This is a genomic window from Ohessyouella blattaphilus, from assembly GCF_024721265.1.
GTDB lineage: Bacteria > Bacillota > Clostridia > Lachnospirales > Lachnospiraceae > Aequitasia > Aequitasia blattaphilus_A.
The window spans coordinates 57408-83890 of record NZ_JAMXOC010000009.1 but is presented as its reverse complement, the minus strand read 5'-3'; the positions used below and the strand labels follow the sequence as shown (position 1 = coordinate 83890).

Genomic DNA, 26483 nt, shown 5'->3' with positions numbered 1-26483 from the left:
ATGATTGAGATAACTATTAATAATGAGAAAAATGCATATAATGTTTATCATTTGGTAAAGGCTTTTTATCCCCAGGAGGAGATTCGTTCTGTTGTCGATGAAAAAGCCTCTCATTTTGTTAAGATTATCTCCCGAGATTTAGAACTGGTTTTTACGGAGATGCCGAGATCTACTCTAGATAAGGAATTGTACCTTGCCTTAGCCCAGCAGACGAAGCGGACATTGCCGTGGGGGCTCTTGCTAGGAATTCGTCCAACGAAGCTAGCGTATCAGCGCTTAAGTGCTGGAGATAGAGAAGAAAGGGTAATCAACTGGCTGGAGAAAGAGAAGTATGTAAGTGCGGATAAAGCCAAGCTCTGTGTAGGCATTGCTTTAAAGGAGCGTACACTACTTAGTAAGCTTGCCAAGGATAAAGGCTATAGTCTTTTTGTGAGCATTCCTATCTGTCCGACGATTTGTAATTACTGTTCCTTTAGTTCAGGCGATTTACGGAGATATGAAGACCGGTTAGACACCTATGTTAAGACGTTAATCAAAGAACTGCGGGCAGTATCTAGTAAAGTGAAAGACCAGCCGCTTAATACGATTTATATCGGCGGCGGGACGCCAACGGTGTTACCACCAAGGCTCCTTGAGCGGCTATTAGGAGAAATTCATGACCTTTTCCCTGCCCGCCAGGTTCTTGAATATACCGTTGAGGCAGGACGTCCCGATGCGATTGATGAAGAAAAGCTTCGACTCCTGAAAACCTATCAGGTGAATCGGATATCCATTAATCCTCAGTCAATGAACCAAGAGACCTTAAGATTAATTGGTAGAGCTCATACAGTCGAGCAAATTCGTGAGAGTTTTACCTTGGCAAGGTCGCTAGGGTTTGATAATATCAATATGGATATTATTGCTGGGTTTAGCAATGAAAAGTTAGCGGATTTTGATTACACGTTAGCAGAAATCAAAAAGCTACAGCCAAATAGTCTTACGGTTCACTCACTAGCCATTAAGCGAGCGGCCAGATTAAATGAAATTAAGATTAGTGCAGACGTGGTTCAGGAGATGGTAGATAGCGCAAGAGAAAAGGCTAGCGAGATGGAACTATTCCCGTATTATCTTTATCGACAGAAAAACAGTGCCGGGAATTTTGAGAATATTGGATATAGCCGTGAGGGCAAAGAAAGCCTTTATAATATTCTAATTATGGAAGAGCTACAGACGATAATCGGTTGTGGGGCAGGCGCAATTACCAAGCTTGTGGATAGAGAGGGCAAAGTAAGGCGAGTTGACAATGTAAAAGACATCGATACGTATATTGAGCGAATTGATGAAATGATAGATAAAAAAGGAGAACTTCAATGGTTTTAAAGAAAAAACCAGTTACCGGGATGAAGGATATCATGCCTAGGGAAATGGAAATTAGGGATTATTTAATTGGTGAAATTAAGGAAACGTATCGCAGCTACGGCTTTCTTTCTATGGAAACACCGTGTGTTGAGCACATTGAAAATTTGACCAGTAAGCAAGGTGGTGACAACGAAAAGCTGATCTTTAAAATTCTAAAAAGAGGAGAGAAGCTGAAATTAGACTCGGCAAAGTCAGAAGAGGATTTGGTCGACGGCGGTCTTCGTTATGACCTAACCCTTCCTTTGGCGCGCTACTTTGCGAACCACATGAATGACTTGCCTTCTCCTTTTAAGGCAATGCAGATAGGTAGCGTCTGGCGGGCAGATCGTCCACAAAAGGGACGTTTTCGCCAGTTTACCCAATGTGATATTGATATTCTCGGTGATGATAGCCCGTTATCAGAAATAGAATTGATTCTGGCGACCACAACGATGCTAGGGAAAATCGGCTTTAAAAATTTTACCGTTTGTATTAACGATCGTAACTTCCTAAAGGCGATGGCTTCCTACAGTGGTTTTAAAGACAAGGATTTTGATCAAGTATGTATTATCCTTGACAAGATTGAGAAAATCGGTGAGGAAAAAGTGGCTCTTGAACTTCAGGAACTGGGCTATACAAAAGAAAATACCGATACTTATCTGAGTCTTTTTGCGGAAGTGACGAAAGACGTAGATGGGATTCGTTTTCTAAAAGACAAGCTTTCTGGCCACTTAGATGGTAAAGTGGCGGATAACCTAGAGTTTGTTATCTCTTCTGTGATGGCAGCAAAAGAGGCAGATTTCCAGATTCGCTTCGACCCGAGCATGGTAAGAGGGCAATCCTATTATACCGGTACGATATTTGAAGTGCTTATGGAGGACTTCGGTGGGTCTGTAGCTGGTGGTGGTCGTTATGATAAGATGATAGGGAAATTCACCGGACAGGATACACCGGCCTGTGGGTTTTCCATTGGGTTTGAGCGCATCGTAATGATTCTTCTGGAGCAAGATTATCAGTTGCCGACGAAGAAGGAGAGCGTGGCTTATTTATTAGATAAGAACCTCCCGAAAGAAGGAATGCTCAAGGTTTTGGAAGTGGCGAAGAAAGAGCGAGAGTTAGGAAAAAGAGTACTGCTTTCAGCAATGAAAAAGAATAAGAAGTTTCAAAAGGAACAATTAGAGGCAGAAGGCTACGGACAGATTGTAGATTGCTACGAAGATACTGTTGAGAAATTATAATTAGGAGAAGATAGATGGCAGAGTCGATGAAAGGTTTAAAGAGAACCCATAGATGTGGAGAACTATCTCTTAGTAACGTTGGTGAAGGCGTTACTATTATGGGATGGGTGCAAAAGAATAGAAATAAAGGCGGTCTTGTCTTTGTAGATGTGAGAGACCGGTCAGGGATTATCCAGGTGGTCTTTGAAGAGGGCAGTATGGATAAAGAGATGGTAGAAAAAGCGGCATCTCTTCGCGGAGAGTACGTAGTGGCCGTGGTGGGAACCGTATCCAAAAGAGCGGGGGCGATTAATGAAAATTTAAGTACTGGCGCGATTGAAATAAGCCCAATTGAACTGCGAATTCTCTCAGAAGCAGAGACGCCACCGTTTCCCATTGAGGAAGCCTCAAAGACGAAGGAAGAACTGCGTCTTAAGTATCGTTACCTTGATCTTCGTAGACCGGATTTACAGCGTAATCTTATGATGCGTAGTGACGTGGCAACTCTTACTAGAAAATTTCTCGCAGATGAGGGCTTTCTGGAAATTGAAACTCCGATTCTTTGTAAGAGTACACCGGAAGGCGCTCGCGATTACCTTGTGCCCAGCCGTGTGCATCAAGGAGAGTTTTACGCCCTTCCCCAATCCCCTCAGCTTTTCAAACAGCTATTGATGTGCTCGGGATATGATCGCTATTTCCAAATCGCGAAATGCTTCCGAGATGAAGATTTGCGAGCGGATCGGCAACCGGAGTTTACCCAGGTGGATATGGAGTTGTCTTTTGTAGATGTAGATGATGTTATCGAAGTGAACGAAAGGTTACTGGCTCGCATCTTTAAAGAGATATTAGATGTGGAGATTGCAACACCGTTTAGACGAATTACTTGGCAAGAGGCCATGGATCGTTACGGTTCAGATAAGCCAGATACTCGCTTTGGAATGGAACTAATCGATGTCAGTGAAGTAGTAAAAGATTCTGGATTTGGGGTCTTTACCCAGGCACTAGAGCTTGGCGGCACTGTCCGGGCAATCAATGTGAAAGAAAAGGGAAGTCTCGGAAGAAAGCAAATCGATAAGCTGGTGGATTTTGTTAAGGATTATGGCGCGAAAGGTCTTGCTTATATCGCTCTTGGAGAAGATGAAAGTATGCGGTGTTCCTTCCAAAAGTTTATGACGGAAGCACAGTTAGAAGAACTTACGAAAGCTTGTAATGCAGAAGCGGGAGACTTATTACTCTTTGCTGCCGATAAGCACAAAGTGGTCTGGGATGTATTAGGGGCTCTTCGGCTTAAGGTGGCAAAGGAAATGGAGCTTATTGCTGATAACACCTTTGATTTCTTATGGGTTACGGAATTTCCATTACTGGAGTATAATGAAGAGCAAGAGCGCTTTGTAGCAATGCATCATCCTTTTACCATGCCAATGGAAGAAGATCTGGAGCTTATCGATAAAGACCCAGGGAAAGTACGAGCAAAAGCCTATGATATTGTGCTAAATGGCAATGAAATTGGTGGTGGTAGTGTACGTATCTTCCAAAATGATATTCAGGAAAAGATGTTTGAACTTCTAGGCTTTACTAAGGAACAGGCAGCGGAACAGTTTGGATTCCTACTAGATGCCTTTAAATTTGGAGTACCTCCTCATGCAGGTCTTGCTTATGGTCTTGATCGGATGGTTATGATAATGACAGGCGAGGATAGTATTAGAGATGTAATTGCGTTCCCGAAGATTAAGGATGCTTCGGATTTGATGACAGAGGCTCCTAGTGTTGTGGATGAAAAGCAGTTGGATGAACTGGGAATTAATCTGAACGCTAAGTAGATAGTATGGATGGGGTAATGATATGTGGCGTATTAATTCGGAATATTTAAGAGAAAAGAATCTGAAGAAAAAAATAAGAAATAAAAAGGTTTTTTTAAAACGTGTAATGGTCATTCTAATATTTGTACTCTCTTTTGTATTAATGCTTGGAACATTATCGTTGTTTTGGTTAAATCGAACTTGGCCTCATCTATCCATGAGTGAACTCGTGTATACAATTACAAATTCGATTAAAGGGACAGATTCTCAAATAATTAATGGATTTATTTTTACTGTACTTGTACCGACGCTTTTTCTGTTCGTTATTATGATTATTATTCCGGTTAGATATATTCGTACAACAAAAGTCGTGGGAGTTGTTGCTACTGTATTAATTATTTGTATCTTTTCTCAGAGCATCTCTTTAGCATACACATGGAAAAAACTTGATGTGTCAGGGTACATTAATGCTAAGAATAGTGACCAGTCATTTATAGATGAATATTATGTGGATCCGTTATCGGTTTCGGTTGAATTTCCAGAACAGAAAAGGAATTTAGTTTATATTTTCTTAGAATCTATGGAAGTAACATATTCTGAAAAGCAGAGTGGTGGCGCATATGAAGTGAACTACATTCCGGAGCTGACAGAGATTTCATTGAAGAATGATAATTTCTCAGAAGATGAGAATATTCTTAATGGGGCACATTCTTTGGAGGGAAGTACATGGACTGTAGGTGGTCTTTTCGCGCAGAGCGCTGGTTTGCCTTTGAATATTCCGATTGATAAGAACAGCATGGATACACAGGAGTCTTTTTTTAGTGGCGCAACACTTATTGGAGACATCTTAAAGAGAGAAAATTATAATCAGGCGTTTATGATAGGGTCAGAAGCGAGCTTTCAAGGCAGAGATTTAATGTATAAAGAGCATGGTGGTTATGAGATTTATGATTATGTTAAGGCGCAAGAAGAAGGGTGGATTCCCGAAGATTATCGTGTTTTTTGGGGATATGAAGATTCAAAGTTGTTTGAAAATGCCATGATGACGATTTCTGAACTGGCAGAAGAGCCAGAACCATTCAATTTTACAATGCTAACGGTTGACACGCATTTTGAGGATGGTTATGTTTGTGAAAAATGTGTCGACAAACACGGTGAAAGAAATCAGTACGGGAATGTAATAAGTTGTTCGGATCGTCAAGTGTCCGATTTTGTAAAGTGGATACAAAAACAAGACTTTTATGAAAACACTACAATCATTTTGTGTGGAGATCATCCAACAATGGATTCGGATTTTTGCAACGAAATCGGAAGTTATGATCGAAGAGTATATACGAGTATTATTAATTCTGCAAAGGAATCTGTTATTAAGACAACACGACAATATTCAACATTTGATATGTTTCCGACCACACTAAGCAGCTTAGGTGCGAATATAGAGGGCGGACGTTTGGCGTTAGGGACGGATTTATATTCAGATAGACAAACATGGGTTGAAGTTTTAGGGAAAGAGGAAATAAATCTTGGACTTCAAGCAAATTCAAAAATTCTTGATAACCTTTCGCAAATAAAAACAGATACGACGAAATTGTTCATACGTGATGGCGGGCAAAATGAAGTTGAAATATTCGTGGGTGCATACAAAGAAGAGACCGGCGAGGTACAGGTTACGTTAAGAAATATACCGACTGGGATTGTGGACTTGGATAAAATTGAAGCTATAATTTTAAGTCGAGATGGAGAACAAATAATAAAACGAGTGGAGATGGTACGGGGAGAGGACACGAATTATAATTGTACTCTTGAGCTGAGTGAATTGCCAGAATTAGAATTTGCTTTAGAAATCTTAATGTATGAACAAACGAAAGGGAGTTACCAGCTTTATTATGGCGTTCTTGAAAAAGGTTTAAATGATGAAAAAGAGGTTTCGGATGAAGATGTTCAATTTATGATAAGCGAAATGGAATAAAATCAGTAAAAATTAAAAAAATATCATTTTTTAATTGACAAAAACAATTGCATATAGTATTATTATCAATGTTCGGAAGAACGCTATATGCATTTGCGACAGTGGCTCAGTTGGTAGAGTACGACCTTGCCAAGGTCGGGGTCGCGGGTTCGAACCCCGTCTGTCGCTCTTAAAGAATCAGGATAAAACCTGGTTCTTTTTTTGCCTTTCTATGTTACAATAGGTAGTGGAAATTAGAGGTGGAAGATGGAAAAAAGTCATTTGGAAACAGAAAAGATTGGTAAGCTAATGCTTAAGTTTGCGATACCGGCAATTATTAGCATGTTAGTGGGTTCGCTTTATAATATCGTCGACCAGATATTTATTGGACAGGGCGTGGGTATTCTGGGAAATGCGTCCACTAATGTTGCCTTTCCTATCAGTATTATCTGTGTCGCGCTAGCTCTATTATTTGGCGTTGGTGGAGCTTCTAACTTTAATCTAGAGGCAGGGGCAGGTGATAAGGAGAAAGCCGTGCATTTGGCAGGGAACGCCCTTTTTATGCTAGCTTTTTCAGGCGTGGTAATCGGGGTAGTGGTATTGCTCTTTTTGGATCCGATTTTAGTCCTGTGTGGAACGACGGATAAGGTGATGACGTATGCTGCGGACTATACAGGGATTACAGCCTTTGGTATTCCCTTTTTAATCTTGTCAACAGGGTCTAGTCACTTGATTCGAGCGGATGGTAGCCCTGGGTATTCCATGGCCTGTAACTTGACTGGAGCCATTATTAATACGATTTTAGACCCCTTGTTTATCTTTGGCTTTGACTGGGGAATTAAGGGAGCCGCTTTGGCGACAGTGATCGGACAAGTGATTTCAGGGCTAATGGTGGTGTTTTATTTCTTTAAACTTGCGGATATGCGCTTACATAAAGGCTTGTTTAAGCCGGAAGCAGGCATTATTAGAGCAATCGTAGGTCTAGGCTTTGCTTCTTGTATCAACCAGGTATCGATGGCCTTTGTTCAAGTGATTATGAACAATACCCTACGTCATTACGGTGCTCAGTCGGTGTACGGACCGGAGATTCCTTTAGCGGTCGTCGGGGTGGTCTCAAAAGTAAATATGATCTTTATTAGTATCTGCGTAGGTATTAGCCAGGGGTGTCAGCCGATATGGGGTTATAACTATGGGGCAAAGAATTATAAGCGAGTAGAAGTGACGTATAAAAGAGCGGCGACGATTTGCCTAGCGGCAGGAATCACCTTTTTTATTCTCTTCCAGTTGATGCCGCGAGGAATAGTCAGCATTTTCGGCAATGGTACAGAAGAGTATTTCCATTTTGCGGAACGATACTTTAGAATCTTTATGTTCTTTACTTTTATAAATGCAATTCAGCCCATGAGCTCTGGGTTCTTCACTTCCATTGGTAAGGCCTTCTTAGGAGCGACAGTGTCGCTTACGAGGCAAGTATTGTTCTTAGTGCCGCTGATATTAATCTTCCCACTTTTTATGGGAATAGACGGAGTGATGTATGCAGGACCGATTGCTGATTTGGCAGCGGCAATAGTAGTAATCACCTTTGTGACGCGCGAGATAAGGAGGATGAGAAAAGAGGATGGCAACCCTAAAGCAGGAACTCCCCTTGGGAATCTTAATTAAACGAATCAACAATGTATATGAAAAAGAATTTAATATTCTGCTTAAAAATATTGGGATTACTTCATCTCAGTGTGCAGTGCTAGATTTCCTTTTTTACACGGAGTTAGAGGAAGTGAATCAAAAGGATGTGGAGGAAGCGCTTAGTTTGCAGAATCCGACGGTTACGGGCTTATTAAAGCGCCTTGACGCAAAAGGATATATTATCATCGTGCCTAGCAATGTGGATCGGCGCTGTAAAAGTATCCATCTCACCGAGAAAGCATATGATATTAGGAGAGTAGTGGAAAGTAGCCGCAAAGAAATCGATAAGAAGCTGACGGGAAAGCTGACAAAGAAAGAGAAAGAAGCGGTAAAGAAAGATTTAAAGAAAATGTTATATAGTATTTCCTAGATAGTAATGGAGAGGCTCTGCAGTTTTTGAAAAAAATTGCGGGGCCTCTCTTGCATTTCGGGAAGTATTATGCTAAATTATAAATGATAATGAATATCAAAATCACAAAGGAGATGTGCGATGTCACCTAAATCAATCTGCACGATGCTGGCAACAGGAAGCGAAAGCCAGAAAGTAGCCGCCAAGGTTATCTTACAGTGTGCCCCTTTTCTGAAGGGGATTAAAGTGTCTAGTATCTTAAATATCGAGGCAGGTAGTTGCCGTGAGCTTAAGGAAGTCTTAACGAATACGGATATAAAGATGAAATGCCTAGCATCGAGAAAAGGAAAGTGTCTAGTCTTTCTTTATCGTCAGGAAAGTTTCCGTAATCATATGAAAAGAGCGGATATTCGTAAGTTCTTAAAAGGATTTGGCTATCGTGAATTTGGAGAAAGGGAAGTATTGGCGCATTTACAGAGTCGGGTGGAAGCTTTCTCTGATGAGAACATTGGCTTTCCTCATGAAATCGGTATCTTTCTTGATTATCCTTTGGCGGATGTTAAAGGCTATATTGAGAATCTGGGGCAAAATAGTCTGTACGCCGGTTACTGGAAAGTCTATCACGACTTAGAGAAAGCAAAGGCGACGTTTACCTCTTATCAAGAAGCACGAGAAGAGGCTGTAAGAGAGTATTTATTAGGCAGAACCGTAGTCGATATCGCACGACAAGCACAATAGGAGGATGATGAAATGGCAGTATCAGTAGTTTATTGGAGTATGACAGGTAATACAGAGGCAATGGCTCAGGCCGTTGCTGAAGGCATTAAAGAAGCTGGCAAGGAAGCGAGTGTCTTAACGGTGGATCAAGTAAATCCTACGGAACTTGCTACGAGCGAAGCCTTTGCTCTAGGGTGTCCGGCGATGGGCGATGAAGTTCTGGAAGAGGGTGAGTTTGAACCTTTTATGGAAGCTCTTGAAGGAAAGATTATGGGAAAGAAGATTCTGCTATTTGGCTCCTACGACTGGGGTGATGGAGAATGGATGCGTCAGTGGGTAGAACGAGTGACGGGAGCGGGTGCAACGGTCATTGGCGGCGAAGGGATTATTGCGAATAACGCTCCTGATGATGCAGCAAAAGCAGCTTGTAGGAATGGAGGAAAGGAACTGGCGAGTGTATGAGCGTAGTTATTATCGGTGGCAACGAGCGGATGGAGCACCAGTATATTAGTATCTGCAAGAAGCACAAATACAAAGCCAAGGTCTTTACCCGTATGGCAGGAAATCTAAAGACGCAAATCGGTCAACCGGATTTAATTATTCTCTTTACAGGGACGGTTGCCCATAAGATGGTCCACTGTGCTCTTAAAGAGGCAGAACGCTTTAACATACCGGTAGAGCGTACCCACAGTGCTAGTGTGAATGCGTTGGAAACAATACTATATAAGCGTAAAATGTAATATGTTCATGTAATAAAAACCTGAAGTTCGAAATAGAACTTTAGGTTTTTTTAGAGAACACAGGCTTTAAGGAAAGAAAATTGTGTGGTATACTAGAGATTGTGAAATTTATTTTTTGAAATGGGGGTAAGTGACTATGAAACGTCGAGTGTATGCATTATTATTAAGTTGTACGTTGCTTGCTAGCTTATTGACACCAGTAGCAAATACAAAAGCAACAACTATTTATCCTGAAGATATAGAAGGTATCGCTGTTGATGCATCTGCAATACAGAACAGTTATACTTCGGAGGATTCAATTTGCGAGTTGAGATTAGTGGGAAAAGGTATCCCGGAGACATTAAAAGAGGAATCATGGACGAATGATGATGTGAAATCTATTACAGAGCTAACTTTATTTTCGGATATGTATCAATTAACAGTTCTTGATTATGAATACTTAGAGAAGAATTTTACGAATTTGCAAATATTAAGACTAGAAGAGTGTCAATTAGAGCTAGATACTTATTCATTATTCTTTAATCAAAATAAGTGGCAATGCACGTTTTCAGACGAGATTGAAGATGCTCAAGGCATAATTGAGGAGCTAGCAGAACCTGAAATGGAAACGCGTGCTTATGAAGAAAATACGAGTTATTCGTTTGTGTTTAAGGGCTTTACTTGGCTTTATGATCAATATGCTATTAAGGTCGGAACTGCGTACGAAACAAAAGATACCAATGTTTCTTTTGTTTTTAAAGCGTATAATTTGTCTACAAAGCAGTGGAAGACTATTAGAGAAGCAAATCCTTCAAATTGGACAGAATGGCAACCTAAAAGAGGGGATTATTGGTTACATGTAGAGGCGAATTTATCAAATGGCAAAAAAGTTACTCAAACAATAAATTTTTCTGTAAATCGGGATTATCCGTACCAACTGAATATAGATGGATTGACATGGCAGCATCGTGATACAGAAATCGCAGTGGGAGCAGCTTATACTTCCGATGATCCTGCAGGGGTGGATTTTAAATTTGAAGCATATAATACACAGACGGGAAAATGGTCAACAATAAGAAACTTTGCTTCGGGGAATTGGGCTAGTTGGCAACCAAAAGAGGGAGTTTATTGGTTGCATGTAACTGCTAAGTCTGCATCCGGCGCAACAAAAACAAGAACGATTCCATTTGCCGTTGACAGAGATTATCCGAATTTTGTTAATATAAAAGGGCTGACATGGCAATATGTAGATACAGCGATAAATGTGGGAGTTGCAGTTGAAGCTAACACGAAGGAACTTGAGTTTAAGGTGGAAGTATACGACTTAAGTACAAAGAAATGGGAAGTTGTTAGGGATTATGCTAAAGGGAACTGGATTAGTTGGCAACCTAAAAGAGGGAATTATTGGTTGCATGTATCAGCACGAGTGAAAGGTATGAGCTCGATTCAAACAATGACAAGAAGTTTTTCGGTTGCTAGGGATTATCCTTACTATTCAAACATAAATGGAATGACCTATATAAAACAAGGAAACAACTTTAAATTGGGATTTGCTTACTCGAGCAATGTGCCGGATAAAGAAAAATTATCTTTTCGCTGGATATATTATAATCCGACTGTCTCGAGTTGGCAGGAAATCTCGAGTTGGTCAAAGAGTAACTGGGCAGAATGGCGAGATGCCCCTCGAGGTTCCTATATGTTGGCAGCGCAAATTGAGTATCAAGGAAGGATAACACAAAAGGTTTTTGGGTTTACAACATATAGCGAGGGCGAGGCGAAAGTAGACAGTTATACAGATGCAATTATTGCTCAAACTGGTGGTGATTTGTATGCAATTTACAACTGGGCGGTAGGACTCAGATATCAAACCATGCCAGTTCCGGTGAATCCGCCGTCAGGATACACAAGGCAACAATACTACTTTACCTATGCGTATGAGACGAGGAGAGGAAATTGTTTTTGCTACGCATCGGTGTTTTACTGGTGTGCAAAGAAATTGGGTTATTCCGTGCGTCTTATAGAAGGAAGAGTTGCAACTAGAAGTGGCTCTAACCCTCATGGCTGGGTTGAAATAGATATTAATGGGACAACCTATATTGTGGATCCAGAGTCGAGAGCTTCGCTAGGATTAAACGTATATATGTCTACATATGCTAATGCACCTCTAATTTATTACCCGTATATGCCAGCGTACTAGAGGAAAAGGAATGAGTTATGGTATTTAGTTCACTAACTTTTTTATGCGTATTTCTGCCAATTTCTTTTTTGATATATTATATATTGCCAAGTATAAAAATAAAAAATTATTTTCTATGTCTTGTAAGTTTAGTCTTTTATGCGTATGGTGAGCCTGTTTATGTATTATTAATGGCGTTCTCGGTAGTAATGAATTTTTCTTTTGGCCGTATGTTGAGCCGAGAAAAAAATAGAAAATCGAAGATTATCGTAACAACTGCAGTGCTCATGAATCTGGGTGGATTGGCATTCTTTAAATATATGCCTTGGTTAATAGGGAACTTTAATGAGATAACAAGTTGGAAAATTCCAATTCCACAAATCGTTATGCCTATTGGCATTTCCTTTTATACCTTCCAAGCATTATCATATGTTATCGATGTGTATCGTGGGACTGTAAAAGCACAAAGAAAATTATTATATGTAATGCTTTATGTGTCTTTTTTTCCACAACTTATTGCAGGCCCGATTGTTCGTTACCATGATATTGAAAGTCAGATTTCCTGTCGCGAACACAATCTGCATAATGTTGCGTCAGGATTGTGTCGTTTTATTTGTGGACTTGCAAAAAAAATATTAATTGCAAACCAGATGGCAAATGTTGTTGACTATTTGTTTGGTATTCCGACGGATAATTTAAATATTTTGTCATCATGGTTGGCGGCTATAGCCTATATGCTACAAATATATTTTGATTTTAGTGGGTACAGTGATATGGCAATTGGTCTTGGTCGTGTGTTTGGATTTGAATTTCTAGAGAATTTCAGATATCCATACATTGCCCAAAGCATACAAGAGTTTTGGCGTCGATGGCATATTTCGCTTTCTACATGGTTTAAGGAATATCTTTATATTCCTTTGGGCGGAAATCGCAAGGGAAGAATACGAACGAACATTAACCGAATGATAGTTTTTCTTTGCACAGGCCTTTGGCATGGGGCGAACTGGACATTTTTGTTTTGGGGGGCATATCATGGGTTGCTATTGTCAATGGAGAATATTGTATCAATCAAGCGGTTTCCGAAGATTTTACGTCATTTTTATGTATTACTTACAGTGTGTTTGGGGTTTGTGATATTTAGAGCAGAGACTTTAAAACAGGGGTTAACATTTATTAGAACAATGTTTGTGGGAGTTGACTTCAATTATCATAAAATGCAGATTTTTGTGAGCCAGTTAGGTCCTCGCTTTTTAACTGCGTTGTTGATGGGTATCATTTTATCTGTACCGATAAAGGAAGTGCTAGCAAAAAGATTAAAGCCACATACGTATGAGCTGTTCGGGTTAGCAGGAAGTACTTTGTTGCTAGTTTTATCCATATTAACCTTATCAAGTGGAGGTCACAATCCCTTTATCTACTTTAGATTTTGAATTTGGAAAGAGTGATAAAAATGAAGATTATATATCGAATATATATTTTCTTTGTGGTGTGCATATTGTTTATACCACTTTTAGGTATGCCTTTATATAAGCAAAAGGGTGTGCCAGAGACAGAAGAAAAAGCCAAAGAACCCCACGTGTTAGATAAGGGAAAGGTTAATTTGAAATATTTGCCAGAATTGGGAATGTATTTCGAAGATAACTATGCTTTTCGTGATGAGCTAATCACAATTAATGGCAAGTTAAATACCATGCTTCTTAGGGAATCACCGCTCCATCAGGTTATTCAGGGAAAGGAGGGGTGGCTGTTTTATCGTGAGACTGTAAAGGATTTCACCGGCGAGAACAAATTATCAAATGAAAGTCTTGCATATATCACACATAATTTGGAACTGATGAATAGGTATTCTATTGCAAATAATGCTGAATTGATTTTTGTGATTGCACCAAATAAAAATAGTATTTATTCTGAAAAAATGCCATTTTATTTTCTCGAAGATAAAGGAACTAGTAATGCGGAAGAGTTAATGGTTAAATTGGGCGAAAAAGGAATCAATTATGTAGACTGCTTTACGGAATTTATAAAAAGTAATGAACAGCTATACTATAAAGAGGATACCCATTGGAATAGTAAGGGAGCTGCCATTGTTTATCAAGAAATCATGAAGAAAACGCAGCAACTAAACTTCCAGACATTTGATGGTATTTCCTTTGATGAGATGAAAAATCATTCGGGTGATTTGGCGGAAATGCTATATCCAACGATGGTAAAATTAGAAACAGACTTTGAGCCTGTGAAAAAACCAGAGTTTGTATATACGAGCAATGATACAGAGCCGATGAGCGAATGGATTACAACGGAAAACCTCCAGAAAAAAAGAAAATTACTCTTTTATAGGGATTCTTTTGGTTCGGCTTTGTATCCCTATTTGGCAGGAGAGTTTGAGCAGTCGACGATATCAAGACTTATTCCGTATGATTTTGGAAACATCTCGAAAACATCAGCAGATGTTGTAGTTGTTGAAATTGCAGAACGCAATCTTGAGAAGTTAATTATGGAACCAGCAATTTTACCAGCGGCGATGAAACAGCCTTTAGAGTATAATAATGTTATGCTTGATTCGAATATTGAGATTGCAGTTAGAGACGATGGCGGCTATACTATAATCGAAGCGTATTCAAATGGAATGATAAGTGAAGAGGAGTCAATTTATTTAAAAATCATTTTTTCGGAGGGAACAGAAATAATGTTAGATCCCTTGTATTTATCAAAAGATAAAAAAAACAGCACGTTCAGGGGATATTTGAATATGGAGTTGTTTACGGAACAGATTATGCAAATTGAAGTAATTAAGACTACAGGTGATGAAGTATCGTTAATTGGATGTACTGAAGAATAGGAGCAAATGATGAGAAAACTAGCGTTGTTATTTTTGGTTTGTATTGTTAGTTTTGCAGGTTGTCAACAAAAAGAGCAAAACAATGAAACGAATGAGAAAAAAGAGGAAGTAGAAAAGAAAGAAGATAATTTGGTGATTGGAGAAAAGATTGATGGTGCCGTAAAAATTCAAATGATAAATAGCACGGACAAGATAATTACAGAATTATATTTGACAAATTCGGAAAATGATTTTGACAAGAATTTAATGAAAACGAAAGAAAAATTCGAAAAGAAAAAGACGGCGGATATTTATTATGTAGTTGAAAAAGCTTCAAGCAAAAAAGACACAGATCGAATCATTGTAGACAGCTATAAAGCCTTGATTCGTTTTGAAGATGGGAAGGAGATAGAACTATCAAACTTCCCTGTGAATGATATAAAAGTGTGTGAACTGAAAATCCAGAGCGATTATGGGTATTTAGAATACGAAAGCATTTCAACAAAAGAGGTGGTTAACACTTTAGAGAGTGAAAAAGCGCATCGAGAAATGGTCGCGGCACAGGCAGCGGAAGCACAAGCGGCGGCAGAGGCACAAGCAGCAGCGGAAGCACAGGCAGCGGCGGAAGCGCAAGCGGCCTATGAGGCACAAGCAGCAGCGGAAGCACAGGCAGCGGCGGCACAGGCTAACGCGATGACTCAACAAGAAGAGTATTACGCACCACCAGCTGAAAGTGGTAGCCAAGGTAGTGACAGTTGTCTAAATCCAGATGATGTAGTGATACGATAATGCTGAGAAGGAAGTGGAATGAATAAGAAGATATTAGTTACAAAGGCTATGTTACCTCCGTTTGAAGAATACATTGCTGAAATAGAAGATTTATGGGATAGTCATTTTTTAACTAATATGGGAGAAAAGCATCAGAAGTTAGAAGTGGCGTTAAAAGAATATTTAGATATTGATGAGCTGTCGTTAATGGTTAATGGGCATATGGCCTTAGAATTAACACTTCAAGCGTTAAAGTTAAAGGGAGAAGTTATTACAACTCCCTTTACTTTTGTATCTACAACTCATGCGATAGTGCGCAATGGTTTGACACCTATATTCTGTGATATAAATGCTGAGGATTATACAATTGACACGAACTTAATTGAATCGCTTATTACGGAAAGGACATGTGCAATCGTACCAGTACATGTATATGGACATGTCTGTAATGTTGAAGAAATCGAGCGAATTGCCCGAAAACATAACTTGAAAGTTATTTACGATGCTGCCCATGCATTTGGAGAAAGCTATAAAGGCGTTGGTATAGGCAATTTTGGTGATGCCTCAATGTTTAGTTTTCATGCGACTAAGGTTTATAATACGATTGAAGGGGGAGCGGTTTCGTACAGAGATAAGGACTTGGGTATAAACTTATATCGTTTAAAAAATTTCGGAATACGTGGACTTGAAACGGTTGATCATGTTGGTAGTAATGCGAAGATGAATGAATTTCAGGCGGCAATGGGGCTATGCAATTTAAGACACATTAAAGAGGTGATTGGGGCTAGAAAACAAGTTATTAATGAGTATAAAAAATATCTTATCGACATACCAGGGTTGATATTTTCCAAAGAACAAACAGATGTTGTATCTAATGCAGCATACTTGCCTATTCGTGTGAAAAAGGAAAAATATGGATACTCAAGAGATGAAGTGTATGAAAAATTAAAGAGGGAGAATGTATTTGCAAGAAAATATTTTTATCCTTTGACTACTGCGTTTAATTGTTATGAAAAAAAGTATGATGTTAATCAAACGCCCATAGCAAAAAGAATTTCAGAGGAGATAATTACATTGCCATTGTCTGCGGATTTGAAGTGCAATGAAGTGAAAGAAATATGTATGTTACTAAAAAAATAGAGCAAGGGGAAAGCGATGAAAAAAGAAAGAGTTTTTTACTTAGATTTTATTCGTGCAGTAGCGGCAATATCGATTATTATTACACATTATAATGCGCGTTTTTTATATATGGATCCAGTACCTTATAAAAAGATGATCATTACCTCGGAAATAGGCGGTGTATATATTGGCGCATGGGGAGTGTCACTTTTTTTTATTATTTCAGGGGCAGCATTAATGTATGTATATCAGGATGCGATTGATTTAAAGGTATTTTATAAAAAGAGGTTTTTAAATATTTATCCTATGTTTTGGCTAGCTTATTTTGTGGCATTGTTACTACTTTTTGTATTGAACAGAGGTATTGTGTTTCCAGATGTCCCTAAATATCGCTTCTTGTTTACACTAATAGGCATTGACGGCTGGTTATCTCAGATTATGGGAACATTTTATATTTTAGGTGAGTGGTTTTTAGGTGTGATAATTATGCTTTATATTTTTTTCCCACTTCTGCGTAAAGGCCTTATTAAGGCTCCGAAGGTGACAGCTTTATTTGCATTTACATTGTATATAGGGTTGATTTTCTTTTTTGGAAATGGGATAAAAGGGATTGCGTTGGATACAATAATACTTAGTCGAGTGCCAGAGATATTATTTGGAATGTGGTTTATAAAGGAAAGGCGTAAAGTAAGTATATCGGCTGCTTTAATCGGCCTAGCAATAGTAGTTGCAAATTCGTTTTTAAAACCATCTACCATACCTCAAATGTACCAAATAACATATGTAGGAATTTCTTCATACATAGTCCTTATTTATGTGGCCAGTATTGTGGAACGATTTCGTATTGTAGATTGGTTCGTTTCCCTCATAAGCAAATATTCATATGCAATCTTTTTAGTGCATCACGTTATAATTGAAAAAATCAGGAGCCGGTTTGATTTAGCGGCCCTTTCGGCATTCAAAAGTTATATTCTATTTTTAGCTATTTGTCTCTTTATTGCCATTTTTTCAGGTCTGCTTTATAAAGCGCACGATGTTATGATGAAGATTATAAAGGACAATTTTTTGCAAAGGAGTAAAACAGTATGAGTTATGCAGATAAAGTCTTTATTGATATGTGCCGTGATATCATCGATAACGGTACGGATACAAAAGGTGAGAAGGTAAGACCGGTGTGGGAAGATGGGACGCCGGCCTATACAATTAAGAAGTTTGGGGTAGTTAATCGCTATAATCTGGCGGAGGAATTTCCGGCGCTGACCTTACGTCGTACGGGAATTAAGAGCTGTACGGATGAGCTTCTGTGGATTTGGCAGAAGAAATCGAATAATATAAACGAGCTAAATTCCCATATCTGGGACAGCTGGGCAGACGAAACAGGTTCTATCGGTAAAGCGTACGGCTATCAGATGAGTGTGAAGCATCAGTATAAAGAGGGTATGTTTGACCAGGTGGACCGAGTAATTTACGATTTAAAGAATAATCCCTATAGCCGACGAATTATGACTAATATGTATGTGTATGAGGACTTACACGAGATGGCACTTTATCCCTGTGCTTATAGCATGACGTTTAATGTAACAAAGAAAGCAGGAGAGGATAAGCTGACCCTTAACGGTATTTTAAACCAGCGCTCTAACGATGTACTGGCAGCCAATAACTGGAACGTTTGTCAGTACTCGGTGCTTCTTCATATGCTGGCGCAGGTTTGCGATATGCAGGTGGGCGAGCTGGTCCATGTGATTGCTGACGCTCATATCTATGACCGTCATGTGCCGATGATTGAAGAGCTGATTGGGAGAGAACCCCTTAAAGCGCCGAAATTCTGGCTTAATCCTGAGGTGAAGGATTTCTACGAGTTTACCCCCGAGGATGTGAAATTAATTGATTATGAGACCCATGAGCAGATTAAGGGAATACCAGTAGCGATTTAAAAAGGAGAGTACACATGAATTTAATTGTTGCAGTTGATAAAAACTGGGCGATAGGTAAAGATAACAAATTGTTAGTGAGCATTCCGGCGGACATGAAGTATTTCCGAGAAATGACTACCGGTAAGGTGGTAGTTATGGGGAGGAAGACTTTGGAGAGCTTTCCTGGTGGTAAGCCCTTAGCGAACCGGACCAACTTAGTCCTAACCACTGATAGTAGCTATCAGAAAGAGGGAATTACCACGTTTGCCAGTGTCCAGGAGCTTCTAGAGGGGCTTAAAGAGTACGCAAGGGATGAGGTTTTTGTTATCGGCGGCGAGAGTGTATATAAAGAGCTATTGCCTTATTGCCAGAAGGCCTATGTGACCAAGATTGATTTGGGTTACGATGCCGATACGTATTTTCCTAACTTAGATGAGGATAAAGAGTGGAAGTTAACGAAGATTAGTGATGAACAGACTTATTTTGACTTAGAGTACGTCTTTTCGATTTATGAGAGAGTGTAATGAAAATCTTGAGTATTCTGGCACAAAAACCCAATAGCACAGGCAGTGGGATATTTTTGACGGAGCTAGTAAACGGCTTTTCTAAGCTTAACTGTAAGCAGGCGGTGATTGCGGGAATAAGTGAGGACGACCGGGTGATCCTTCCTGAAGATGTTTTATTTTATCCGGTGCATTTTGACAGTGAAGCCTTACCCTTTCCGGTGGTGGGTATGTCCGATGTGATGCCCTATAAGAGTACCAGGTATAAGGAGATGACACCAGAGATGACCCAGTCGTTTAAAGAAGCGTTTCTAGCGGTTATCGACCAGGCAATCAGCGAATTCAAGCCAGATTTACTGCTTTGTCATCATCTTTATTATTTGACTGCTCTCGTTCGCGAGCGGTATAAGAAGCTTAGAATAATCGGTCTTTGTCACAACACAGATCTGCGCCAGCTAGAGAAGACGGCCTTTATGAAAGAATTTATCTTGTCACAGATAAGCCAGGTAGATGAAATTCTCTGTCTTAATGAAGCTCAGGCTCTAAAGGTGCAGGAAGTTTTTGGAACGGAGAAAGACCGGGTTCACGTAACGGGAGCAGGGTATAATGAGAATCTATTTTATCCTGGAAGCCAGAGCGAGGCAGAACGAAAAGGACAGCTGATATACGCGGGTAAGATCGCCTATAAAAAGGGCGTAGGGTGTCTTCTTAAGGCCTTACAATACTTGCCATATGAAAAGGAAGACGTAACCGTAACGCTAGTTGGTGATGGTGGTGATGAGAAAGAGTTTTCTGAGATTAGGAAGCTGGCCCAGGACTTGCCTTACCAAGTAGAGTTTACGGGAGCGCTAAGTCAAGGTGCGTTAGCGGAACACTACCGGCAAAGTGAAGTCTTTGTCCTACCTTCTTTTTCAGAAGGATTATCTTTGACCATGATGGAAGCGATTGCTTGCGGCTGTAAAGTGGTGATTAGCGATTTGCCGGGCATTAAGGAGTGGCTTGCCGTAAATATCCCTGGAAGCGTGGTAGAATTTGTTACCTTGCCGATGCTATATGATAACGACGAAGCCAGAGCAGAGGATTTGTCGGATTATGAACGGCGAATCGCTGCCGGAATTGAGAAAATCAGGGAGAGAGAGTATCAAAAAGTGGAGATGAAAAGCCTATCGTGGCTAGGAATATGTAAAAAAGTATTACATATGTAGTGACTGAGCAATAATAGAGTATTTGAATTAAGGGAGGTTCTGTTGAACAATCGAAGTAAAGAAGCAATAAAGATAATGATATTTCCGGCTGGGAGCGAAGTGGGACTTGAAATTAATAATGCTTTAAAGTATTGCAAAAATATAGAGGTGTGGGGGGCAACTAGTGTCGATGATCATACAAAATTTATATATGAACATGTGTCGCCACAACTCCCTTATGTTACGGACGCTTCTTTTATTTATGAATTAAACAAGGTTTTAGAAAACTTGAAAATTGATTTTTTATACCCAGCCAATGATGAAGTTCAGTATATTTTAACAAAAGCTGCTGAGGATATTTGTACGAGGGTAGTAACGAGTCCTTTAAAAACCATTGAGATTTGCCGTGACAAGCTGTTGACATATAATTTCTTTTCGACAGAAAGTTTTATTCCACGTATGTTCACAAGTAAAGTGGAAGGTAAAGAGTTTCCTATTTTTATCAAACCACGAATTGGTCATAGCTCTATAGGTGCGAGAAGAGTTGAATCAAGAGAGGAATTGGAACAATTGGTGGATAAGGATAGTTATTTATTAGCTGAATATTTACCAGGTGAAGAGTACACGGTTGATTGTTTTACTGGATCTAATGGAGAAATTGCTTTCGTACAGCCTAGAGTAAGGAAACGAACTCGTATAGGAATAAGTGTTCGTTCAAAAAAAACTGCGTTGGACGTAGAATTATTAGATATCGCCAAAACGATAAACAGAAAACTAGTGTTTATTGGCGCATGGTTTTTTCAAGTGCGCAAGGATACGAATGGAGATTACAAGTTATTAGAAATTTCTGCAAGAATTCCAGGAACCATGGGTCTGTCTAGAAACCAAGGTGTAAATTTTCCGTTATTAACTATATATGAAATTTTAGGAATTACTCTTGATATCAATTGTAATGATTATGATATTGAAGTCGATAGAGCATTTATAAGTCGTTATCAAATCGAACATTATTATAATGCAATATACGTGGATTTTGATGATACTTTAGTAATTAGAGATCGTCCAAATGTACTTTTGATTGCAGTTTTATATCAAGCAAAGACACAGGGCAAAGAGATATATCTTTTGACCAAGCATGACGGAGATATACAGAAGACTTTGGAAAAACATGCAATAGCGCAAGAGTTATTTACAGAAATTATTCAAATTGAACGAAGCGACAAGAAGTGTAGATATATAAAGAAAAAAAATGCTATTTTTATTGATGATTCCTTTTCAGAAAGAAAAGAGATAAGAGAAATACATGGGATACCAACTTTTGATGTAGATATGATAGAGAGTTTATTGGATTGGAATTTTTTTTAGCGGAGGACTTTAATGATAGGATATGTCGGACCATTTGGTGATATGAATTTTGGTGATTATGCAATGTTGGTAAATGATATAATGAATATCAATACTAAGGAAGGGCTTCTGTTTACCTATAATAAAGCTGGGGTTAGTGCTGTGATAGATGAGTATTTTCCGACAGGAGATTTCAATGTAATACAAGTAGAAGTAAATGATACATATCAACCAATATTAGGGAGGGAATATCAAGTTGAGTTTGCGGACGAGACGTATATGCCGCTTGATATTGTCGAGCGAATTGAAAATAGCACAGATGTAAAAGAACAGTTGAAACGGCTTGATGTGTTGATTGTTACGGGAGGAGGCTATTTTAATAAATTATGGTTGGCTCGCCATCGTTTGTATAAGTCTTTATCGATAATGGGTACTATTCTATTAGCTAATGAGATCGGAATTCCCATTTTTTTTCTTGGGAATACATTTGGACCGTTTGATGATCAGTCAGAAACGTTTCGTGCTTTTTTCTCTACACTTAGAAACGTGAAGTATGCATCAAGGGATAATTATTTGTCCCCTAGTTTTATGCGGAGTATAGGTGTTTCCGAAGAAATTGAAGTGATTATAGATGATTTGTATGGTGTGACGTCTGATTTATTTAGTCGCAAAAGATCACTCGATTTACCAGCGAAATATATAGTTATAGAGCTTAGCAGTTCGTTAGTAGAAATGGAAGATTTGACAGAAGATATCCGGGAATTCGTTGATTATTTTTTAGAGGTGCACAAAATCGATGTGGTTTTTCTTCCGCTGGATAAAGAATACGGTGGAGAATATCAGATGAGTCATCTTATAAAGGAAAATGTAAAAATTAAAACAGTATTTAATTTTGAAAAGAACTCTTTTCTCCCAATTGAAGTTGCGTTAGAAGTGGTATCTAATGCTGAATTTGTGATATGTCAGCGCTACCACTTGTTTTTATTAGCGTTAAATAACAAGATACCATGTATGCAAATAGTAAAGGATGTTTTAGGCGACAGTAGATACTACTATTGCAAGAGTTATGGACTTTTGAAAATGCTAATAGATGATACTTATGGAGAGGACTTTATATGTAAAAATGTTAGGCATGCATTGAAACGCGTTAAAAATGACTTCGAGGAAATTATTAAATCTATGAGTAGTCAGTTGGCTGATGTATGTAAAAAAGAAAAATTATTGCATATAGAGAAAATGAATTATTTTAAAAGGATTCTTGAAAGAGGGGAGGGGAGAAATAATGTATAGGAAAAAAGTTGTTGTGGCAATGATTACGTATAACCATGAAAAATATGTAAAGCAGTGTCTTGAAGGTATTTTTTCACAGAAATATAATGGTAAATTAGAATTAGTTATTTTTGATGATGCTTCCACAGATAGAACTCGAGAAATTATTGAAGAAACAATTCATGAGTGGAATCGAAAACATAAATATAAAATTACTAGATACTATAATGCATACAATCTTGGCCCTGACATCGCGCCTATATATCGTAGCCAGATGTATAAAAATTTTGATGGCGAGTTTTTTTGTAGAATAGAAGGGGATGATTACTGGACAACACCCTTCTTTATAAAAAAACATGTGAATTTTTTGACGGCAAATAAAGAATTCTTAATGAGCTTTAGTAAAATGAATTTATTATTTGAGGAATCTGGAGAAACTTTTATACATCCTGAGCAGCAAGAGTTGTCAGAATGGGGTGGCGTAAGATATATAACGGACGAACAACTTTCAAAATATAATCCTATTGGAAGTGTCAACAACTGTTTTTACCGCCAAGTGACATATAATCAATATCCGATAGAATTAGTATATATTGCTACGGGAGATTGGTTAACGCATTTTGTCATCTCTTGGAGTGGGAAAATCGGTTTTTTAGATGAGGTTTTGTCAACGTATAGAATTCATAGTAAAGGTATGTGGAGTGGTAGGAGTGAAGAAGAGAGGCGAAATCCACAGCTTAAAATCATTAAGTTTTTTGCATATATTTTAAAGTCTAAGCCAGGAAAATATGACGAGAACCTTATTATGTATCTGGACCGTTTCTACCCAGAGAGAACGATAGCTTTGACTGTAGCAGATGTTATTGAATATGTGCAACCTGTTATAAACGATATATAGTAAATTATCGTCCAAAGGCATTATTTATAATATCTTCTGCGAAAAGATATTGACAATAAACTAAAGATTTAATATAATGGCTTTAATTATCAGACAAATGCAATGACAAGGAGGAGTACCTCTACTACGGAAGCAAAGAGAGAAGATGGTTGGTGAGAATCTTCGTGATGGGTATTGGGAAGTAGCCTTTGAGCAGTGGACCGAACGAGTAATCTTTAGTAGGCTTCAACGTTATCCTCACGTTACCGAGGGGCAATATCGGAAGAGATTCCCGTATTGGCATGAGTGCAAAGAGCAATCTTTGAATTTAGGTGGTACCACGGATAGTATTATTCGCCCTAAGCTGTTTAATTGAACGGCTTAGGGCTTTTTATATGCACTAACGGGTCACCTTACATTAGAAGGAGGTAGAGAGAATGAGGAAGATTAGCGGAAACAAATTATTGGTTAAGGCTTTACGAGAAGAAGGGGTTGATACCATCTTCGGTTATCCCGGAGCCTGTACCATTGACATCAGTGATGAACTGTATAAACAAGACTATACGAAGGTCATCCTGCCTAGACAAGAAGTGGCCTTAGTCCACGAGGCAGATGCGTATGCCCGGACGACAGGTAAGGTGGGGGTTTGCCTCGTTACTAGCGGACCGGGAGCTACCAACTTAGTTACAGGGCTGGCGACAGCGAATTACGATAGCGTGCCACTGGTGTGTTTTACCGGACAGGTTGCTCGTCACTTAATCGGTAATGATGCTTTCCAGGAAGTCGATATTGTGGGGATTACCAGACCGATTACGAAATACGGTTTGACGGTGCGTAACCGAGAAGATTTAGGAAGGATCATCAAAGAAGCCTTCTACATTGCCAGAACGGGACGACCGGGACCCGTATTGATTGATTTGCCAAAGGATGTGATGGCTGAGCTAGGCCCAGCGGAGTATCCAGAAGAGGTAAATATTCGGGGATATAAGCCCAATACGAATGCTCATATCGGACAGCTTAAGCGAGCGATTAAAATGCTAGAAAATGCCAAGCGGCCATTATTCCTAGCCGGTGGCGGGGTTAATATTGCAGATGCCAATAAGGTCTTTAAGAAGCTAGTTGAGAAGACAGGGATTCCGGTAATCACCACGATTATGGGAAAGGGAGCGATTCCTACGGATCATCCTCTTTATATTGGGAATCTGGGAATGCACGGAGCTTATGCTGCCAATAAGGCGGTAAACAGTTGTGACCTTTTGTTTTCGATCGGGACTCGATTTAATGACCGTATTACAGGAAAGCTCCATTCTTTTGCGCCAAAAGCAAAGATTGTCCATATCGATATCGATACCTCGGCAATCTCTAGAAACGTGCAGGTAGAGGTGCCAATCGTTGCCGATGCCAAAAGCGCCATTACCAAGATGCTAGAATACGTAAGCGAAAACAAGCAGGATTCATGGCTTAAGGAGATTGATGAGGCTCAGAAGGAACACCCTTTGACGGCTAAAGAAAAGCCTTACATGACACCAAAAGATATTTTAGATGAGATGAATGATTTCTTTAAAGAAGGGATCTTTGTTACCGATGTAGGTCAGCAGCAGATGTTTACCGCCCAGTTCTTAGATTTAAATGAAAAGAAGCGGTTGGTAACTTCTGGTGGTCTGGGCACCATGGGCTTTGGGCTTCCAGGGGCCATCGGGGCGAAGATTGGTAATCCAGACGCGACCGTAGTCTCGATTTCTGGTGACGGCGGCTTTCAGATGAACTCCCAAGAGCTGGCTACCGCGACGATTCAAGAATTACCGATTATTAACTGTATCTTTAATAACAACGTGTTAGGAATGGTAAGGCAGTGGCAGAAGCTTTTCTACGGTAAGCGTTACTCCATGACGAATCTCCACGAGACGCCGGGGAAAGCTGGGGAGAACGGGGAGTGGGAGTATACTCCGGATTTTGTCAAACTAGCAGAAAGCTACGGGGCCCTAGGTATTCGGGTGACAAAGAAGGAAGAGATTAGACCGGCTTTCGAAGCAGCTGTAAAGAGCAAAAAGACCGCTGTAATCGAATTTATTATTGACCCTGATGACTTGGTTTATCCCATGGTGCAACCAGGGGGAACCCTAGAAGATATGATTATGGATTGTTAGAGGAGGAGAAGACGATGAGTAATGAAACGACGATTAGAAAACGCTGGATTTCTCTTTACGTAGAGAACCAAGTGGGTGTATTATCAAAGATATCCGGACTTTTCTCGGGAAAATCCTATAATCTAGATAGTTTGACGGTAGGGACGACGGAAGATCCGAGTGTGTCGCGGATGACGATAGCCACGGTCAGCGACGATGAGACGTTTGAGCAGATCAAGAAGCAACTGAACCGGATGGTGGAAGTGATTAAGGTGATTGATTTTACGGATATTTTCGTGCGGATGAAGGAAATCCTTTACGTAAAGGTTAAGAAGTGTACCAAAGAGGATAAAGTGTCCCTCTTTCAGATTGCGGATACCTTTAAGGCCCGAGTAATCGACTACGGCAAAGATAGCTTACTATTAGAGTTTGTGCAGACGGGGGCGAAGAACGACGCCGTTATCAAATTGATGAAGGAAGAGTATAAGACGATTGAAGTGGTACGCGGTGGTAGCGTCGGCATTGAATCGATTAGTGTAATGGAAAGATAAACAGACAGCTTGTAAGGAGAAGGAGT

Annotated in this window: 23 protein-coding genes, 1 tRNA gene and 1 other annotated feature; all 24 genes read left to right on the top strand. The window is 39.5% G+C overall.

Going from position 1 to position 26483, the window contains the following annotated elements:
• The 24 genes from hemZ to ilvN all read left to right on the top strand — a co-directional run bounded on the left by hemZ (position 1) and on the right by ilvN (position 26457).
• Positions 1-1359 carry a coproporphyrinogen dehydrogenase HemZ gene (gene hemZ, locus NHH16_RS07770; protein WP_262069022.1) on the top strand — a complete coding sequence of 453 codons (1359 nt, stop codon included), beginning with the start codon at positions 1-3 and terminating at the stop codon, positions 1357-1359.
• A complete protein-coding gene (gene hisS / locus NHH16_RS07765) occupies positions 1350-2615 on the top strand; it encodes a histidine--tRNA ligase (protein ID WP_262069021.1) in 1266 nt (421 codons plus the stop codon). The genes hemZ and hisS overlap by 10 nt, the downstream gene beginning before the upstream one ends.
• 14 nt (positions 2616-2629) lie before the next feature.
• Entirely contained in the window at positions 2630-4414 is a 1785-nt protein-coding gene (gene aspS / locus NHH16_RS07760) for an aspartate--tRNA ligase (RefSeq protein WP_262069020.1), read from the top strand.
• Between the two features lie 22 nt (positions 4415-4436).
• Positions 4437-6362, top strand: coding sequence for an LTA synthase family protein (locus NHH16_RS07755; RefSeq protein ID WP_262069019.1), 1926 nt, complete (start codon positions 4437-4439; stop codon positions 6360-6362).
• A gap of 95 nt (positions 6363-6457) precedes the next feature.
• Positions 6458-6530 (top strand) — tRNA-Gly (locus tag NHH16_RS07750).
• Positions 6531-6608: 78 nt separating this feature from the next.
• Positions 6609-8003 (top strand): MATE family efflux transporter, encoded by a 1395-nt coding sequence (locus NHH16_RS07745; RefSeq protein ID WP_262069018.1) that lies wholly within the window; start codon positions 6609-6611, stop codon positions 8001-8003.
• On the top strand, positions 7960-8394 hold the full coding sequence (locus NHH16_RS07740; RefSeq protein ID WP_262069017.1) for a MarR family winged helix-turn-helix transcriptional regulator: 435 nt from the start codon (positions 7960-7962) through the stop codon (positions 8392-8394). Before NHH16_RS07745 ends, NHH16_RS07740 begins: the two co-directional genes overlap by 44 nt.
• Positions 8395-8514: 120 nt before the next feature.
• Positions 8515-9111 carry a DUF3793 family protein gene (locus NHH16_RS07735; protein ID WP_262069016.1) on the top strand — a complete coding sequence of 199 codons (597 nt, stop codon included), beginning with the start codon at positions 8515-8517 and terminating at the stop codon, positions 9109-9111.
• A 12-nt stretch (positions 9112-9123) separates the two neighbouring features.
• A complete protein-coding gene (locus NHH16_RS07730) occupies positions 9124-9552 on the top strand; it encodes a flavodoxin (protein ID WP_262069015.1) in 429 nt (142 codons plus the stop codon).
• Positions 9549-9830, top strand: a complete 282-nt coding sequence (locus NHH16_RS07725; RefSeq protein WP_262069014.1) for a DUF2325 domain-containing protein — start codon at positions 9549-9551, stop codon at positions 9828-9830. Before NHH16_RS07730 ends, NHH16_RS07725 begins: the two co-directional genes overlap by 4 nt.
• Before the next feature lie 136 nt (positions 9831-9966).
• Positions 9967-12006, top strand: a complete 2040-nt coding sequence (locus NHH16_RS07720) for a transglutaminase domain-containing protein (protein ID WP_262069013.1) — start codon at positions 9967-9969, stop codon at positions 12004-12006.
• A gap of 17 nt (positions 12007-12023) precedes the next feature.
• Positions 12024-13415 (top strand): MBOAT family O-acyltransferase, encoded by a 1392-nt coding sequence (locus tag NHH16_RS07715; RefSeq protein ID WP_262069012.1) that lies wholly within the window; start codon positions 12024-12026, stop codon positions 13413-13415.
• 20 nt (positions 13416-13435) lie between these two features.
• Positions 13436-14824 (top strand): alginate O-acetyltransferase AlgX-related protein, encoded by a 1389-nt coding sequence (locus NHH16_RS07710; protein ID WP_262069011.1) that lies wholly within the window; start codon positions 13436-13438, stop codon positions 14822-14824.
• Between the two features lie 6 nt (positions 14825-14830).
• A complete protein-coding gene (locus tag NHH16_RS07705; RefSeq protein WP_262069010.1) occupies positions 14831-15592 on the top strand; it encodes a hypothetical protein in 762 nt (253 codons plus the stop codon).
• 18 nt (positions 15593-15610) lie between these two features.
• Positions 15611-16711, top strand: a complete 1101-nt coding sequence (locus NHH16_RS07700; RefSeq protein WP_262069009.1) for a DegT/DnrJ/EryC1/StrS family aminotransferase — start codon at positions 15611-15613, stop codon at positions 16709-16711.
• Between the two features lie 15 nt (positions 16712-16726).
• Complete coding sequence (locus tag NHH16_RS07695; protein WP_262069008.1) at positions 16727-17779, top strand: acyltransferase family protein; 1053 nt, start codon at positions 16727-16729, stop codon at positions 17777-17779.
• Positions 17776-18624 (top strand): thymidylate synthase, encoded by an 849-nt coding sequence (thyA, locus tag NHH16_RS07690; protein ID WP_262069007.1) that lies wholly within the window; start codon positions 17776-17778, stop codon positions 18622-18624. The genes NHH16_RS07695 and thyA overlap by 4 nt, the downstream gene beginning before the upstream one ends.
• Positions 18625-18638: 14 nt before the next feature.
• A complete protein-coding gene (locus tag NHH16_RS07685) occupies positions 18639-19127 on the top strand; it encodes a dihydrofolate reductase (RefSeq protein ID WP_262069006.1) in 489 nt (162 codons plus the stop codon).
• Complete coding sequence (locus NHH16_RS07680; protein ID WP_262069005.1) at positions 19127-20311, top strand: glycosyltransferase family 4 protein; 1185 nt, start codon at positions 19127-19129, stop codon at positions 20309-20311. The genes NHH16_RS07685 and NHH16_RS07680 overlap by 1 nt, the downstream gene beginning before the upstream one ends.
• 42 nt (positions 20312-20353) lie before the next feature.
• A complete protein-coding gene (locus NHH16_RS07675; RefSeq protein ID WP_262069004.1) occupies positions 20354-21655 on the top strand; it encodes an ATP-grasp domain-containing protein in 1302 nt (433 codons plus the stop codon).
• Between the two features lie 12 nt (positions 21656-21667).
• On the top strand, positions 21668-22924 hold the full coding sequence (locus tag NHH16_RS07670; protein ID WP_262069003.1) for a polysaccharide pyruvyl transferase family protein: 1257 nt from the start codon (positions 21668-21670) through the stop codon (positions 22922-22924).
• A complete protein-coding gene (locus NHH16_RS07665; protein ID WP_262069002.1) occupies positions 22917-23801 on the top strand; it encodes a glycosyltransferase in 885 nt (294 codons plus the stop codon). Before NHH16_RS07670 ends, NHH16_RS07665 begins: the two co-directional genes overlap by 8 nt.
• A 93-nt stretch (positions 23802-23894) precedes the next feature.
• Positions 23895-24145 (top strand) — a binding site (T-box leader).
• 72 nt (positions 24146-24217) lie between these two features.
• The gene (gene ilvB, locus NHH16_RS07660; RefSeq protein WP_262069001.1) at positions 24218-25927 is read left to right on the top strand and encodes a biosynthetic-type acetolactate synthase large subunit; all 1710 of its coding nucleotides are present in this window, start codon (positions 24218-24220) and stop codon (positions 25925-25927) included.
• A gap of 14 nt (positions 25928-25941) precedes the next feature.
• The gene (gene ilvN, locus NHH16_RS07655; protein WP_262069000.1) at positions 25942-26457 is read left to right on the top strand and encodes an acetolactate synthase small subunit; all 516 of its coding nucleotides are present in this window, start codon (positions 25942-25944) and stop codon (positions 26455-26457) included.
• Positions 26458-26483: the final 26 nt, after the last annotated feature.